At 68.7% G+C, this 14,368-nt stretch carries 15 protein-coding genes; 9 read left to right on the forward strand and 6 right to left on the reverse strand.

The genetic code is table 11. From position 1 onward, the window contains the following. The first annotated feature begins 4 nt into the window (after nt 1-4). The 3 genes from FFK22_RS14375 to FFK22_RS14385 are packed head-to-tail and all read left to right on the forward strand — an operon-like array spanning nt 5 to nt 3,087. Nucleotides 5-922 (forward strand): ABC transporter permease subunit, encoded by a 918-nt coding sequence (locus FFK22_RS14375; protein WP_138889451.1) that lies wholly within the window; start codon nt 5-7, stop codon nt 920-922. A gap of 4 nt (nt 923-926) precedes the next feature. Further along, the gene (locus FFK22_RS14380) at nt 927-2,039 is read left to right on the forward strand and encodes an ABC transporter ATP-binding protein (RefSeq protein ID WP_306770110.1); all 1,113 of its coding nucleotides are present in this window, start codon (nt 927-929) and stop codon (nt 2,037-2,039) included. A gap of 10 nt (nt 2,040-2,049) precedes the next feature. Next, nucleotides 2,050-3,087 (forward strand): ABC transporter ATP-binding protein, encoded by a 1,038-nt coding sequence (locus FFK22_RS14385; RefSeq protein ID WP_138889450.1) that lies wholly within the window; start codon nt 2,050-2,052, stop codon nt 3,085-3,087. Between the two features lie 203 nt (nt 3,088-3,290). On the opposite strand, the gene FFK22_RS14390 is transcribed toward FFK22_RS14385, so the two are convergent. The 4 genes from FFK22_RS14390 to FFK22_RS14405 all read right to left on the reverse strand — a co-directional run bounded on the left by FFK22_RS14390 (nt 3,291) and on the right by FFK22_RS14405 (nt 6,949). After that, a complete protein-coding gene (locus FFK22_RS14390) occupies nt 3,291-3,869 on the reverse strand; it encodes a DJ-1/PfpI family protein (RefSeq protein WP_138889449.1) in 579 nt (192 codons plus the stop codon). A gap of 536 nt (nt 3,870-4,405) precedes the next feature. Next, entirely contained in the window at nt 4,406-5,014 is a 609-nt protein-coding gene (locus tag FFK22_RS14395; RefSeq protein WP_186002465.1) for a DUF1345 domain-containing protein, read from the reverse strand. A gap of 128 nt (nt 5,015-5,142) precedes the next feature. Further along, nucleotides 5,143-6,300, reverse strand: a complete 1,158-nt coding sequence (locus tag FFK22_RS14400) for an aminotransferase (protein ID WP_138889447.1) — start codon at nt 6,298-6,300, stop codon at nt 5,143-5,145. Nucleotides 6,301-6,322: 22 nt separating this feature from the next. Next, nucleotides 6,323-6,949, reverse strand: a complete 627-nt coding sequence (locus FFK22_RS14405; RefSeq protein WP_138889446.1) for a hypothetical protein — start codon at nt 6,947-6,949, stop codon at nt 6,323-6,325. A 119-nt stretch (nt 6,950-7,068) separates the two neighbouring features. On the opposite strand from FFK22_RS14405, the gene def reads away from it, so the two are divergent. Then, entirely contained in the window at nt 7,069-7,584 is a 516-nt protein-coding gene (gene def, locus FFK22_RS14410; RefSeq protein ID WP_138889445.1) for a peptide deformylase, read from the forward strand. Nucleotides 7,585-7,729: 145 nt separating this feature from the next. On the opposite strand, the gene FFK22_RS14415 is transcribed toward def, so the two are convergent. After that, on the reverse strand, nt 7,730-9,727 hold the full coding sequence (locus tag FFK22_RS14415; RefSeq protein ID WP_138889444.1) for a hypothetical protein: 1,998 nt from the start codon (nt 9,725-9,727) through the stop codon (nt 7,730-7,732). 67 nt (nt 9,728-9,794) lie between these two features. Beyond that, nucleotides 9,795-10,343: a thioesterase family protein gene (locus tag FFK22_RS14420; RefSeq protein ID WP_138889443.1), complete on the reverse strand. Its 549-nt coding sequence runs from the start codon at nt 10,341-10,343 to the stop codon at nt 9,795-9,797. Nucleotides 10,344-10,549: 206 nt separating this feature from the next. On the opposite strand from FFK22_RS14420, the gene FFK22_RS14425 reads away from it, so the two are divergent. The 5 genes from FFK22_RS14425 to FFK22_RS14445 all read left to right on the forward strand — a co-directional run bounded on the left by FFK22_RS14425 (nt 10,550) and on the right by FFK22_RS14445 (nt 14,340). Beyond that, nucleotides 10,550-11,149: a hypothetical protein gene (locus FFK22_RS14425; RefSeq protein ID WP_138889442.1), complete on the forward strand. Its 600-nt coding sequence runs from the start codon at nt 10,550-10,552 to the stop codon at nt 11,147-11,149. A 177-nt stretch (nt 11,150-11,326) separates the two neighbouring features. Next, nucleotides 11,327-11,569, forward strand: coding sequence for a helix-turn-helix domain-containing protein (locus FFK22_RS14430; RefSeq protein WP_138889441.1), 243 nt, complete (start codon nt 11,327-11,329; stop codon nt 11,567-11,569). A 1-nt stretch (nt 11,570) separates the two neighbouring features. Next, nucleotides 11,571-11,951, forward strand: a complete 381-nt coding sequence (locus tag FFK22_RS14435) for a hypothetical protein (protein ID WP_138889440.1) — start codon at nt 11,571-11,573, stop codon at nt 11,949-11,951. A gap of 3 nt (nt 11,952-11,954) precedes the next feature. Beyond that, on the forward strand, nt 11,955-13,103 hold the full coding sequence (locus FFK22_RS14440) for a CHC2 zinc finger domain-containing protein (protein ID WP_138889439.1): 1,149 nt from the start codon (nt 11,955-11,957) through the stop codon (nt 13,101-13,103). Continuing rightward, entirely contained in the window at nt 13,090-14,340 is a 1,251-nt protein-coding gene (locus tag FFK22_RS14445; RefSeq protein ID WP_186002466.1) for an AAA family ATPase, read from the forward strand. Before FFK22_RS14440 ends, FFK22_RS14445 begins: the two co-directional genes overlap by 14 nt. Nucleotides 14,341-14,368 lie beyond the last annotated feature (28 nt).

Consider the following 14,368-nt stretch of genomic DNA (forward strand, 5'->3'; position numbering starts at 1 on the left):
GGCGATGACCGACGCCACCATCGGAACCCTTCCGCCCCCGGCCGCCAAGCCGATCAAAGGCCGCAGCCTGTGGCAGGACGCCTGGCGGCGCTTGCGCGGCAACAAGGCGGCCATCGCCAGCGTCGCGGTGCTGGCCCTGATCGCGATCGCCTGCATCGTCGGGCCCTATCTCCTGCCTTGGGGGCTGGACGAGGTCGACTACACCGCCTTCACCGCACCGCCGAGCTTCGCGGCCGCGGACGACGGCACCGCCGCGCATTATTTCGGCACCGAGGCGAATGGCCGCGACCTGCTGGTCCGCACCCTCTATGGCGGCCAGATCTCGCTGATGGTCGGCATCGTCGGCACCCTGGTCAGCCTGATCATCGGCGTGGCCTATGGCGCAACCTCCGGCTTCCTGGGCGGCCGGGTCGACAGCATGATGATGCGCGTCGTCGACGTGCTGTATTCGCTGCCGTTCATGTTCTTCGTCATCCTGCTGATGGTGTTCTTCGGCCGGCACATCTTCCTGATCTTCGTCGCCATCGGCGCGGTGAACTGGCTGGACATGGCGCGCATCGTCCGGGGCCAGACCCTGTCGATCAAGCGCAAGGAATACATCGAGGCGGCGCATGCCTGCGGCGTGTCGAGCTGGGGCATCATCCGCAAGCACGTGATCCCGAACACGCTCGGTCCCGTCATCGTCTACATGTCGCTGACCGTGCCGCAGGTGATCCTGCTGGAAAGCTTCCTGTCCTTCCTCGGCCTCGGGGTGCAGGAGCCGATGACGAGCTGGGGCGTGCTGATCTCGGAAGGCGCCCGCAGCATGACCATCGCCTGGTGGATGCTGGTGTTCCCGGCCGTGTTCCTGGCCGTCACCCTGTTCTGCCTCAACTTCATCGGGGACGGGCTGCGCGACGCCCTCGACCCGCGCGATCGCTGAGCTCATGACCGCAACCGTCCTCACCTCCCCGACCCCGATGACCGGCACCGTGGCCTCCCCCGCCGCCCAGGCGGAGACCATCCTGGCGATCCGCAACCTCGACACCCGCTTCCAGACCGGCGACGGCGTCGTCGCCGCGGTGAACGGCATCTCGCTCGACATCGCCGCCGGCGAGACGCTCGGCGTCGTCGGCGAGAGCGGCTCGGGCAAGAGCCAGCTGTTCATGTCGGTGATGGGGCTCCTGGCCTCGAACGGCCGCGCCACCGGCAGCGTCCAGTACCGCGGGCAGGAGATCCTGGGCCTGCCGCCGGCGAAGCTGAACCGCTTCCGCGGCTCGAAGATGTCGATGATCTTCCAGGATCCGATGACGTCGCTGAACCCCTATCTGCCGATCTCCCGGCAGATGACCGAGGTGCTGGTGCAGCACAAGGGGATGACCCAGGGCCAGGCGCTGAAGCGCTCGATCGAGATGCTGGACCTGGTCCGCATCCCGGAGGCGAAGCGCCGCATCGGCATGTATCCGCACGAATTCTCCGGCGGCATGCGCCAGCGCGTGATGATCGCCATGGCCCTGCTGTGCCAGCCGGACCTGCTGATCGCCGACGAGCCGACCACCGCGCTGGACGTCACCGTCCAGGCCCAGATCCTGGACCTGATGCGCGACCTGAAGCGCGAGTTCAACACCTCGATCGTGCTGATCACCCACGATCTCGGCGTCATCGCCGGCCTGGCCGACCGGGTGATGGTGATGTATGCCGGCAACGTGATCGAGACCGGGTCGGTGCGGGACATCTTCTACACCCCGCAGCACCCCTACACCGAAGGCCTGCTGCAGAGCATGCCGCGGCTGAACTCCGACCGGCATGCCGAGCTGCCGTCGATCGGCGGCCAGCCGCCGAACCTGCAGGATCTGCCGCCCGGCTGCAACTTCCAGCCGCGCTGCCGCTACGCCCATGCCCGCTGCGTGGCGGAAGAGCCGCGGCTGCGCCCCTGCGGCGGCGACCTGCAGACGGGCGACGTGCGGCGGGCCAAGGCCTGCCATCTGGCCCAGCTGCCCCTGACCGAGGCCGATCGCGCCGTCATCGACGCCGATCGCGCCGCCCGGACCCGTCATTGAGGCCCGCGCCATGACCGATACCCTCCCCTCGGACGGCAAGCCGATCCTGTCGGTGCGCGACCTGCGCGTGCATTTCTCGATGCCGAAGCGGCACATCTGGTCCAGCCACCGCGACAGCCTGAAGGCGGTTGACGGCGTCAGCTTCGACCTCAAGGCCGGCGAGACGCTTGGCATCGTCGGCGAATCCGGCTGCGGCAAGTCGACCCTCGGCCGCGCCGTGCTGCAGCTGATCCCGCCGACCGCGGGCCAGGTGGTGTGGATGGGCGAGAACATCGCCAATCTCGACAGCCACGCCATGCGCGAGAAGCGGCAGGACCTGCAGATCATCTTCCAGGACCCGCTGGCCTCGCTGAATCCACGCATGACCGTGGGCGAGATCATCGGCGAGCCGCTCGACGTGTTCGAAGGCAAGCTGAGCAAGACGGAACGCCGGGCCAAGGTCGAGGAGATCATGGGCCTGGTCGGCCTGCGGCCGGAGATGATCAACCGCTATCCGCACGAATTTTCCGGCGGCCAGGCGCAACGCATCGGCATCGCCCGGGCGATGATCCTGAACCCGAAGCTGATCGTGTGCGACGAGCCGGTCTCGGCCCTCGACGTCTCGATCCAGAGCCAGATCGTCAACCTCTTGATGCGGCTGCAGCGCCAGTTCGGGCTGTCGCTGATCTTCATCAGCCACGACCTGTCGGTGGTGCGCCACATCAGCCACCGGATCATGGTGCTGTATCTCGGCAAGCTGGCCGAGATCGCCGACCGCGACGACATCTACGACAATCCGCGCCACCCCTACACCCAGGCGCTGATCTCGGCGGTGCCGCTGCCCGACCCGGATGCGGAGCGCAGCAAGAAGCGGATCGTGCTGACCGGCGACCTGCCGAGCCCGCTGAACCCGCCCACCGGCTGCTATTTCCGCACCCGCTGCCCGAAGGCGCAGGACCTGTGCGCCCAGGTGGCGCCGCAGCTGACCGATGTCGGCAGCCCCGGCCACCAGGCCGCCTGCCACTTCTGGGACACCCCGACCCCGGCCCGGCGCGACGCGGCGGCGTAGGACCGCAGCCTGAATTATCGACCCGTCATGGCGAGCCCCGCAGGGGCGTGGCCATCAGGGGCACGGGGCCTATGGATGGCCACGTCGCTACGCTCCTCGCCATGACGGGGATGGGCTTGAAAGGCGGGCTTCCGAGGTCCGGTTGCAATAAAAAGGGCGCCGGAAACCGGCGCCCTTTTTTATTTGGTCCTGGTCCCGGAGGATCAGGCGGCCGCGGCCAGCGAGGCGGCGACGGTCGTGAAATGCTCGACGATCGCGTCCTTGAACGCGGGCATGTCGAGGTCGTCGCGGGCGGTGATCAGGCTGCCGTCCACCACCACGGTCTCGGCCTCGTCGGCCAGCTTGGCGCCGGCGGCCTCGAGCGTCTCGCGGACGCTGTCATTGGCGACGACGGTGCGGCCCTGGATCCGCTCGGACAGCGCCAGCAGCTGCGGCGCGACGCCGAGAGCGGCGATCGGCTTGCCGGCATCGGCGAAGCCGCGGAGGATGCGCTTGGTGTGCGGGTTGGCGGCCAGCTTGGCCACGCCGCGCTCACCCCCCGGGATCAGGACGGCATCGAAATCCGCGGCCAGCGCGTTCGACAGCGGCACGTCGACGGCGAAGTAGTGGCCCCAGGCCTTCTCATGCCAGCCATTGACCAGCCCCTGCTCGGTCGAGACGATCTTCAGGGTGGCGCCGGCGGCGAGCAGGGCCCGCTGCGGCTCGGTCATCTGGACTTCCTCGAACCCGTTCGACACGAGGATGGCGATCGTCTTGCCGGCGAGAGGCTTGTCGTTCTGCATGTATTATTCTCCCTTGCTGAAGCCGGTCCCGGCGGATCCCCTCCGGACCCACATGGTGTGGCCTTACGGACGCGCACGAGACGTCGTCCTGCGCTGCGGATCGCGTGTCGCGGGGCAGCGGCGAAACCATGCCGGGATGGTGATTGAATTCGATCGTAGAAGTGGCGGCGCCGAGATCGAAAGTCAATGGCGGACACCCATCGCATGGGTGCATTGCACAATGCTGGGGCTCGCCCCGCTTCCGAAACCCTCGCCCCGATATAGAAACCGCCGCCCCGGAGGGCGGCGGTTGGAGTTGAACGTTCGGTGAGGCGCCGGTCTTGAGTGCCGGCACTCGCGGATCACCGCGACGAAATGGTCGGTGTCAGGCCGGCAGACCGGAGGTTGCCGACATCGCCCGATCCGACGCACGTCCCATCAGGGCCGCCACGGAGATCATGGTCACCGGAGCGCTAGACATCGGATCACCTCCTTTCGTTTGTTGCACCTGCGATAAAGGTCGGGCGAATGGGCGGCCCTGTCAAGGGCGGGATCGATCAGTTCGCCAGGCCGGCCGCGATATTGACCGCCAGCGCCAGGATCACGGCGTTGAAGAAGAAGGACAGGATACCGTGGCCGAGAGTCATCCGGCGCATGGTCGAATCGGTCACCTGCACATCCGAGACCTGGGCCGTCATGCCGATGACGAAGGAAAAGTAGAGGAAGTCCCACACGCCCGGCTCCTCATCGCCCGGGAACTCCAGCCCGCGCGCATCCTGGCGTTTGCCGTGCCCGCCCTCCGCCTTGCCGTAATAGAGATGGGCATAGCGGAAGGTGAACACCGTGTGCAGCGTGGCCCAGCCCAGCGCCACGCCGGCGACCGCCAGCACCAGATGCAGCGGCGCCGGCCCCTGCGCCTGGTTCAGCAGGCTGAAGATCGAGGCCACGCCGAGGCCGGCCGCGATCATCGTGATCAGCACGATCAGCGGCAGCCCCTCATCGTCGATATCGGCGCGATGCCGGAAGGACTCGGGCGTCACATGCCGGGCCAGGACCACGGTCCAGGCGAGATACAGGCCGAAGAAGGCATCGCCGGCGACGACGACGGCGATCGGGCCGCCGGCCCTGCCGCCCAGGGCGAACCAGAGCGCCACCCCCAGCAGCACGCCGGCATAGAAGCGGGTGTGGTGCCGCAGATGGTTGCGGATCGAGCCGAGCAGGGCGGCCTCCCTTCGCAGGATCGTAGCTGCGAGAAAGGCATTCCGCTGCCCGGCTGTCCAGAGAGTCGTCTCGCCTAGCCGAAACGCTTGGCCAGCCGCGCCAGCGCCTCGTCCAGCACCGCATCCTGCTTGGAAAAGCAGAAGCGGGCCACGGTCGAGAGCGGGGACTCGGCGTAGAAGGCCGAGACCGGGATGGCGGCGACGCCGACCTCCTCGATCAGGTGCCGGCAGAAGGCCTGGTCGTCGCCGTTGAAGCCGGTCGAGCCGATGTCGAGATTGACGAAATAGGTGCCGTCGCAGGGCAGCACCCCGAGCCCGAGCCGGGTGAGGCCGGCGGCGAAGCGGTCGCGCTTGCCCTGCAGCTCGGCGACGAGCCCGTCATAATAGTCGTCGCCCTTGGCCAGGCCGTAGGCCACGGCGGCCTGCAGGTTCGGCGGCGTGGTGAAGGTCAGGAACTGGTGCGCCTTGCCCAGCAGCGTCGCCAGCGCCGGCGCGGCGGTGATGTAGCCGACCTTCCAGCCGGTCAGCGAGAAGGTCTTGCCGGCCGAGCCGATCTTCAGGCAGCGGTCGCGCATGCCGGGCCGGGCGATCAGCGGCTGGTGCCGCCGGCCGTCGAACACCAGGTGCTCGTAGACCTCGTCGCAGATGGCGTAGGCGTCGGAGCCCTCGACGAATTCGGCCAGCAGGTCGAGCTCGGCCGCGCCGAACACCTTGGCCGCCGGGTTCAGCGGGTTGTTGAACAGCACCGCCTTGGTCCGCGGCGAGAAGGCGCGGGCCAGCGCCGCCCGGTCGAAGGACCAGCCGGGCGGCGTCAGATGGACGAATCTCGGCACGCCGCCGGCGCGGCGGACCAGCGGCAGATAGGCGTCGTAGAGCGGCTCGAACAGCACCACCTCGTCGCCCGGCTCGATCAGCGCGAACAGCGCCGCCGCCAGCGCCTCGGTGGCGCCGGAGGTGACCACGACCTCGCTGTCGGGGTCGACCTCGAGCCCGTAGAAGCGCTTGTCATGCGCCGCCACGGCCTGGCGCAGCTCGGGCAGGCCGAGCATCGGCGGATACTGGTTCCAGCCATCGGTGACGGCGGTGGCGGCGACCCGAAGCACGTCCTCCGGCCCGCGCCCGTCCGGGAAGCCCTGGCCGAGATTGACCGCGCCGTGCTGCCGCGCCAGCCGGGACATGACCTCGAACACTGTGGTGCCGAGGCCGGAGAAGATGGCGTTTCCGGGTTTCATCTGATGGCTCAGGCCGCTGGTGTCAGTGCCGGGTGACCTCGACGTCGTCGAGCTCCTCGTCCTCCGGCCCCTCCTCGACCACGTCCAGCATCTCCTCGAACCGGTCGAGCAGGTCGGAATAGTCGCGGTTGGCGCGCAGGAACTTGCGGAACGCCTTGTCGTTGCGGATGTCCGCGTCGAACCAGGCATCGGCGGCGCGCTGGTGCTCCGGATGGGCCGAGAGGTGGTAGAAGGCTGCCTGCTCGACGGTGCTGACCTCACGCTCGTCCAGCATCTCCAGCACCGCACCGACATAGGTCGGCAGGCCGGTCAGGAAGGCGATCTCGTTGGCCGCGGCGGCCAGCTCGTCCTCATCCAGCGGCTCGTCCAGCGCCTCGCCGGCGGCGGCCGCGGCGGCCTGGGCAGCTTCCTCCATCTTGCGGATCTCGTCACGCAGCGCGGCGAAGTCGCTGTCGTCGCCGATCAGCGCCTCGTTCGGCGTGCCGCCGATCGCCGCCTCGATCGCCAGCAGCGTGTCGAGCAGCTTGCGCTTGCGCACCACCCAATTGGCACCGCTGCGGACGTCCTCGGCGATCGACCGCAGCCGCTCCTGCTCCTCCGGCGCCATGTCGGCGAGCAGCGATGTTTCGGGCTTGGCTATCGCAGTCACGGCTCTCGTCCTGTGTCGTCGCTCTGTCGCGCCCGGCGGCGCGCGCGCACCCTAACACAACAGCTCTGCCGATGGCGAAGCTTGACCCCTGTTCGCCGCATGCCTATCTGGATCGCGCCATGGCCAAGCTCCCGATCCTGATCGCCCCCGATTCCCGTCTCAAGACCAAGGCGAAGCCGGTCGCCGCGGTGGATGACCGCGTCCGCCGGCTGGCCGACGACATGCTGGAGACGATGTATGCCGCGCCGGGCATCGGCCTCGCCGCGCCGCAGATCGGCGTGCTGGAGCGGATCATCGTCATCGATGTCGCCGGCAAGGACGAGCCGCCGGCGCCGCTGCGCCTGATCAACCCGGAGATCACCTGGGCGTCGGAGGAGCTGCAGACGGCCGAGGAAGGCTGCCTGTCGCTGCCCGAGCAATGGGCCGAGGTGGTGCGTCCCGCCGAGGTGAAGGTCCGCTACCTGGACGAGACCGGCGCGCCGCAGGAGATGCAGGCGACCGGCCTGCTGGCCACCTGCGTGCAGCACGAGATCGACCATCTGAACGGTGTGCTGTTCGTCGACCATATCTCGGCGCTGCGCCGGAACATGATCCTGCGCAAGGTCCAGAAGTGGAAGAAGGACCACGCGTCGTAACGGCGCGGGGCTCTCGCAGACCCACTCCTGTTCCCTTTCTGTCACTGCCGCGCCTGACCCGGCAATCCAGAAGGTCTCGACAGACTCTGGATGCCCGGGTCAAGCCCGGGCATGACAAAAGGGGGGGAGCGGAACAGCCCCCTCCCTACTTCTCCTTCGCCGCGTCCCAGTAGCTGGTGCCGCCGATGTTCAGCGTCCCCGGCGCCTTGACGTCGTCGCCGGGGACGCCGATGCGCAGCCGGGTCACCGTGCCGTCGTCGGCGGTCAGCTGCAGCGTGTAGCCGTCGAGCCGATAGCGTCCGGCCGTGTCCCGCGACTTCAGCGCCCCGCCCATCGAGAAGCCGTTCTCGTTCATCACGGCGGCCATGCCCCCGCCGGAGACGCCGACCGAGCCGCCATCCGGCCCGGTCCCGGCCATGCTCTGCATGAAGAAGCTGCCGCCCTGGTGCCGCTCGAAGGTGCCGTCGGGCCGGAACTTCAGGTCGATGCGCCGGGTGACGCCGCCCATCGACACGTTCAGATAGTAGTAGCTGCGGTCCAGCCGGGCGTCGGGCGGGAACGGCTTCAGCACGGTGAAGCTCGGCAGGTCCGCCTTCTCCCCCGCCGCCGCGGTCATCACGTATTTCTCGCCCGGCCGCTCCCAGCGCGACCAGTCCTGCGGCGCCCGGCGGCGGACCTGGTCGGCGTCGAGATCGGTCGGGGGGTAGTCGAACTCGTAGCGATAGGCGGTGCCGTCCTTCAGCAGCAGGAAGCTTTCCTCGTTGCGGTTGGTGTAGGTGCCCCCGGTCGGGTTGATGCCGAGCTGGAACTGCTCGCGGAACAGCATCGCCTCGATCTGCCCGGCCAGGACGCCCTTATCCGGCCCGGCATTCACTTCCTCCGCGCCGGGCGGCCGGTACTCCAGCCCGCCGTCCTCCGGCAGGTCGGAGCGGGCGAGGCGCGACGGGTCGTCCAGCAGCCGGCAGTCGGACAGGTTGAACACCTCGAAGGCATAGACCCGGCTGATCCGGGCGATGACGGTGACGTCCTTGCCGTCCGTCTGCTCGAACCGCTTCTTCTCGGCATCGTCGGCGAAGTCGCAGCTGGCGCTCCAGATCGAGCGTTTCTCCGGCAGCCATTGCTGCAGCCGGTCGTCGCCGTCGGAGTGGCCGCTGAGCGCGATCGGCCCGAGCTGCTGCATCGCCGTGGTGACGGCATCGACCTTGTCGTCGTCCTTCTGGCCGGGGGTGCGCCGGAACAGCTCCTTCGCCACGACCGAAAGCTGGGCGATCGAGAACAGCGTCTTCGGCTTGGCCGTCAGGCCAGTCTCCTCCGGGATGTTCGCTTTGGCGATACCCTCCGGCCCGTCGAGCACCCGGCAGCCTTCCAGGGTGACGAGTTTGAAGTCGTAGACCCGGCCGATCCGGCCGGCGACGACGACGTCGCGGCCCTGCTCCCGGGCGAACAGCGTCTCCTCGGCCTCGTCGTCGAAGTCGCAGGACGCGGTCCACAGCGACTGCTGGTCGACGGTCCATTGCTGCAGCCGGTCGTCGTCGACGGCCCGGCCGGAGACGGCGATCACCCCGAGCCGGCCCAGGAGGTTGGAGGCCCAGTCTGTCTTCTCGTCCTCGTCGCCGGGCGCCTGGCGCCGGGCCTCGGCTGCCAGGGCGGAGAGCTGGCCCACCGTGTACAGCGTCTTCGGCTTCGGCTCGGTCCCGACAAAGGCCTCCAGCACGCCACGGGCCGGCCCGGCATTGGCGGCGAGCGCGAACGACTTGCCACCGAACACCGCCGGCAGGGCGCCGCAGGCCAGCGGCGTCTTCTGCACCAGCGCGTCGGCCTGCGATTGCAGTGCGGCGTCGAGCTTCGATCGGGCCTTGGCGAAAGCGTCGTACTGCGCCATGACCCGCTCCACCAGCCGCTCCAGCCGGTCGGCGTCGTTCGCCTTGCGCCACGCCTCCAGCGCCGCCGCATGGGCTGCAGCGCCGGGGGCATCGGTCCGATCGCAGCTGGCGATCACGGCCCGGGTCAAGCCGAGCGGGACGTAGAGCGTGGTGATCGCCTCGGCCAGCGCCTTAGCATCGGGCGACCCGGCCGCCGCGGCGGGCAATCCGGGCAGGGCTGCAAGCGATGCGGCAATGACAAAGCCTGCCAGAACTCTCATCCGTCCCCTCCCCCGTCGGACTCGGGCGCCAGACTGGCCCGGCCTCGCGGCGGGAACAAGGCGAAGATCAGGCGGCGCGGGGCCCTTCGCGCAGGCCTTCGCGCATCGCCTCCTCGCCGTCGCGGAGAGCCTGGACATAGGCCGGCAATTCGGGCGGGGGACCGGTCCAGCCGAAGGCGGCGGCGATCTCCGCCGTCGGCACCGTGCCGCCGCGACGGCGGAACACTGCCTTGACCACGGCATGGGCGGCGACGGCGCCGCTCGCGTCCTCGAAGCTTTGATCGAGATACAGCCACTTCTCGTCCCAGCCGAGCAGCCGGCTGCGCAGCCGGTAGCCGGCGCAGGCGGCAAGCGAGCGTCGGTAGCGGATCGTCGCCCCGCCCAGCACCGGCGCCCAGCGCCGGCGCCACAGCAGGCCGACCAGCCCGATCCGCAGCATCAGGTCGGTGCGGCCGAGATCCATGATGGTCAGGTACCGGCCGTTGTTCATGTGCAGATTGAAATCGAGGTCGTTCGGCCAGACCCGGAACCGCACCACGCTGTCGTCGAACAGGCTCAGCCGGCGCCCGAACAGCGCCGCGACCACGACCCGGATGAGGCGGAGATAGAGGTTCATGGGCCGTGCCCTTCCTGCGTCGGCGCGAACGCCCCCTCACCCTCCCGTTGCCGACGCAGCGGGCCCCTCCCTCTCCCCGATACGGCGGGGTCGAGGCAATTTCCTCTTTCGTGTCAATGACTTATGGTCCAGCATTCCGCGGCATTAGCATTCCAAAACCACATGGCCCCTATGCTCGATAGCACGAATCGCGGCATCGTCGGGGCATGATCAAGAACCATGGCACGCTCGTCTGGGCGCAAGAAGGGGTGGCCGTGATCCGGGCGGCGCTGCGGACAACGCCGCAGATGGCGGCCCAACTCGCTCTCACAGCGGCAGCGGGCGCGATCTACGAGCGGACCTACCGCATGCGGATCGATGGTGACCGCCCGGTCACGGCCGCAGCCGACGACGCGGGCCCGGCGGTGGTTATTGTGCCGCCGATCGCGGCGTATACCCATGTCGGCGATGGGGAGTTCAAGCCTCTTCTCGACCATATTGCATGCCGCGCCCTGACCGTCGCTGATGTATCGAGCCAACGGTTCCCGCTGGGCACGCCGAACCTGCCGCACATGCTCGACTGCCCGCAACTATTGGCGGCCTTGAAGTTGTGGCGCGGACTGCTGTCGCTGCGCGAGGTCGAGGTGATGGAATGGCTGATCGCCAAAGGTCTGGCCGAGCCCTGGCCTGAGGCGGGGGACGCCGTGGCGGCGGCTATCGACGAGTTCAGCGTGAAGCAGAACCCGGCCGAACGCGCTTGGCGGGCAGCACGCAAGCTCGAACCCTCGATCATGGCAGGCAAGCGCGGACGGGATTTGACCCGCTAAACTGATATGACGAGGCCCATACAGCGGGCCAAATCGGAAAGCCCCGCGGCAATGCTTGGATGCACATGCGAGAGATGGCTCTGATTTGACCCGGCTGTTGGCCGGGTTTTCAGTCTTCCGGCGGGCCAAATAGCTGGCACAGTTTATCGGCCTTTCTCACCAGAGGAGGGCCGGCCCATGAGCCGTTACCTGTCGATGCGCTACATCGCCGAGGACATCGGCGTGAGCGTCAAGAGCGTGACCCGGATCATCGCCCGCAAGGAACTGCCGGTCGCCGTGTTCGGCCGCAACGTCCGGGTGCCCGAGGATGCCTATCTGGCCTACAAGGCGCGGCTGACCCACCCGGCGAAGGCGGACGAGCCGCAGCGCCCGGTCATGCAGTACCGCCGCATCCCGCGCGCACCCAAGGCGGGTGTGTAGCATGGACCCGCTTCGTATCGACATCCAGCGCCGCCCGGTCCGCGCCGGCCGGCTGCTGCCGCCGCTGCATTCGGCTTGGGGTTTCAAGGACCGCGACCTGTGCAGCCTCTGCCGCCGGTTGGTCGCGGCCCGCTGCCCGGACGGGCCTGCCTACACGTGGGATGGCAAGGGCTACGGCATGCGGATCGACTCGATTCACCACTATGCCGAGTGGACGGTCGAGGAAGACGGCATCGGGGGGTATCCCCTGTACCGCCGTTACAGGCCGTCTAACCCCGGGGGCTGCCCCGAGGGCGGCCGTTTTGGGTCCGCCGGCACCCAGGACACCCCCAGCCCCGTTCCGGCCTTCCAGGGGCCGATTTCCCAGGCCAAGGGGGGCTAAGCGATGACGAACAGCAAGGGCCCCCGCCCCGGTGGCAGCGGAGCGGAGGCCGGGACCGAAGATCAGGGCAATATCCACGGGGACGGCAAGGACGATATCGCCGCAGCGCTGGCGCCGTCAAATCGCCTTCGCGTTCATGGCGAGCATCTGCGCCGGATGAAGGATCGCGAAAACGAGCGGCGGCGGGTCGAGCGGCTGGCCGACCGGGACTGGGCCGAGGTGCGGCGGGCCAGGAAGCCGATCCGGCAGGTGGCCGAAGAATGCTCGCTGCCCGACGTGATCGCGGCGGCCGGCGTTGCCTTGAAGCGGGACGGGAACGAATGGCTGGCCGGCTGTCCGTTTCACGAAGACGACAACCCCAGCTTCCGCGTCTATCCGGCCGGGTCGGGCGGCAAGGCGCATTACCACTGTTTCGGCTGTCAGGCGCACGGCGACGCGGTGGATTTCGTGCGAACCTTCTACGGCATCGATGTCCGCCGGGCGGTGGCGATGCTCGACGGGCGGCAGCACACCCCGGCGCCGCGGGTCGAGGGCGAGCGCAGGACGAGTGACGATGACAAGGTGGCGCGCCGCATGGCCGTCGCCTTCCGCTTGTGGTCAGAGGCCGTGCCGATCCTGGGCACCCCGGCATCGGTCTATCTGACCTTCCAGCGCGGCATCCCGGTCGAGGCGCTGGAAGGCCTTGATCATGCCGTGAGGTGGCACCCGGTCGAGCGGATGATCCTGGCGCTGATGCGCGATCCGAAGTCGGGGCAGAAGCTGGGGGTGCATCGCACCTTCATCTCGGAAGCCGGCGCGATCGAGGTTCGGCCGTTCAAGGGCGGCGGCGAGGGCAAGCGCGGGATGCTCGGCCCGGCCGGGGTGGTGCGGCTGTCGCACGGCTCGACCGTGACCATGGGGCTCGGCATCTGCGAAGGCCTGGAAGACGGCCTCGCGATCCTGGCCAGCGGCTGGGCCCCCGTCTGGTCCTGCTTGTCGGCCGGGATGATCGAACGCTTTCCGCTGTTGGACGGCATCGAGCATCTGACCGTCTTCGCCGACCCCGATCCGATCGGCGAGCCGGCGGCGCAGGCCTGTCTGCGGCGCTGGCATGATGCCGGGCGCGGAACCACCTTTGCGGTGTGGGATGGGGGCGCCGATGGGCCGCGGTGATCCCAATGACTGGTTCCGGCACGATCCGGAAGGGCCGAGGAAGGGCGCCGATGAGGCCTTCGCCCGCCAGCGCCAGGACCAGCGCCGGGCCGATGCGCGGCTGAAGTGTCGGCTCAACGCCAAGGGGCTGGCGGGAATGGACATGATCGCGTCGTCGCTTGGGTTGGTCCGCGGCCTGCTGGGCGCAGGCGGGCTGTCCTGCGTCTACGGCCCGCCGGCCAGCCTGAAATCCTTCCTGGTGCTGGATCTGGCCTTCGCCATCGCCCGCGGCAGGCCGTGGCGCGGCCTGCCGGTGAAGCAGGGCTTGGTGCTCTATCTCGCAGCCGAGGGCGGGGCCGGGGTGTGCAACCGGATCACGGCCTATCGCCGCGGTCATGACGGGGAAGCCTGCCCGGTCACCGATGAAACCACCTTCGTCACCGTGACTGAGCCGGTTGACCTGGTGCACGGGGCCGAGGGAATGGACCTGGTGCTGGAAGCCTGCGAGGTGGCGGCGGCGCGGTACGGGCAGAAGGTGGCACTGGTGGTGATCGACACCCTGGCCCGCTGCTTCGGTGGTGAGAGCGACAGCGACACCGGGCACATGAACGCCTTCGTCCAGTCGATCGGCGCTATCGCCCGGCGGACCGGCGCTCATGTCCTGATCGTTCATCACAGCGGCAAGGTGGTGGAACGCGGCGCCCGCGGGGCCAACGCGCTGCCGGCGGCGATTGATACCGAAATCGAGGTGTCGCGTAACGGGCGCGAGTTGCGGGCCACGGCGCGGGTGCGCAAGAACCGCGACGGGGTTGACGGGCGCAGCTTCCCGTTCCGGGTCGAGGTGATCGAGTTGGGCCAGGACAGCGACGGCGTTGAGGTGTCGTCCTGTGTGGTCCGGCACCCTGACCGGGACGAGCCCGAGCGGGCCGAAGCGCCGGAACCGGCCAAGAAGACGATGACGCCGGACATGGTGCTGGCGCTGCGCAGCCTGCATGAGGCGCTGTCGCGTCAGGGCCAGACGCCCGCCGAATTGAAGCTGCCGCCCAGCCGGGTGCCGCCGTCAATCCATCTGGTGGTCAAGCGCGAGGCCTGGAAGCAGGAAGCCTACTCGACCGGCTTCCGGGCCGATGACGATAAGCCCGACACCCGCGACAAGGCTTTCCGGCGGGCGGAAAAGGCGCTGCATCTCGGCGCCTGGATCGCGGGTTGGACCGGCTTCGTCTGGATCGTCAAGCCGGCCGATGAGGCCACCGGATGACCGGACAAACCGCTCTTTGTCCGGACTG

The sequence above is a fragment of the Mycobacterium sp. KBS0706 genome, from assembly GCF_005938675.2.
GTDB lineage: Bacteria > Pseudomonadota > Alphaproteobacteria > DSM-16000 > Inquilinaceae > Inquilinus.

What these genes read in the sequence shown, in the direction of transcription:
- FFK22_RS14380 (WP_306770110.1), top strand. Translation starts at nt 927, where the DNA reads ATGACCGCAACCGTCCTCACCTCCCCGACCCCGATGACCGGCACCGTG.
- FFK22_RS14415 (WP_138889444.1), bottom strand. Translation starts at nt 9,727, where the DNA reads ATGAGAGTTCTGGCAGGCTTTGTCATTGCCGCATCGCTTGCAGCCCTG.
- FFK22_RS14390 (WP_138889449.1), bottom strand. Translation starts at nt 3,869, where the DNA reads ATGCAGAACGACAAGCCTCTCGCCGGCAAGACGATCGCCATCCTCGTG.
- FFK22_RS14440 (WP_138889439.1), top strand. Translation starts at nt 11,955, where the DNA reads ATGACGAACAGCAAGGGCCCCCGCCCCGGTGGCAGCGGAGCGGAGGCC.
- FFK22_RS14425 (WP_138889442.1), top strand. Translation starts at nt 10,550, where the DNA reads ATGATCAAGAACCATGGCACGCTCGTCTGGGCGCAAGAAGGGGTGGCC.
- FFK22_RS14400 (WP_138889447.1), bottom strand. Translation starts at nt 6,300, where the DNA reads ATGAAACCCGGAAACGCCATCTTCTCCGGCCTCGGCACCACAGTGTTC.
- FFK22_RS14445 (WP_186002466.1), top strand. Translation starts at nt 13,090, where the DNA reads ATGGGCCGCGGTGATCCCAATGACTGGTTCCGGCACGATCCGGAAGGG.
- def (WP_138889445.1), top strand. Translation starts at nt 7,069, where the DNA reads ATGGCCAAGCTCCCGATCCTGATCGCCCCCGATTCCCGTCTCAAGACC.
- FFK22_RS14375 (WP_138889451.1), top strand. Translation starts at nt 5, where the DNA reads ATGACCGACGCCACCATCGGAACCCTTCCGCCCCCGGCCGCCAAGCCG.
- FFK22_RS14420 (WP_138889443.1), bottom strand. Translation starts at nt 10,343, where the DNA reads ATGAACCTCTATCTCCGCCTCATCCGGGTCGTGGTCGCGGCGCTGTTC.
- FFK22_RS14435 (WP_138889440.1), top strand. Translation starts at nt 11,571, where the DNA reads ATGGACCCGCTTCGTATCGACATCCAGCGCCGCCCGGTCCGCGCCGGC.
- FFK22_RS14385 (WP_138889450.1), top strand. Translation starts at nt 2,050, where the DNA reads ATGACCGATACCCTCCCCTCGGACGGCAAGCCGATCCTGTCGGTGCGC.
- FFK22_RS14430 (WP_138889441.1), top strand. Translation starts at nt 11,327, where the DNA reads ATGAGCCGTTACCTGTCGATGCGCTACATCGCCGAGGACATCGGCGTG.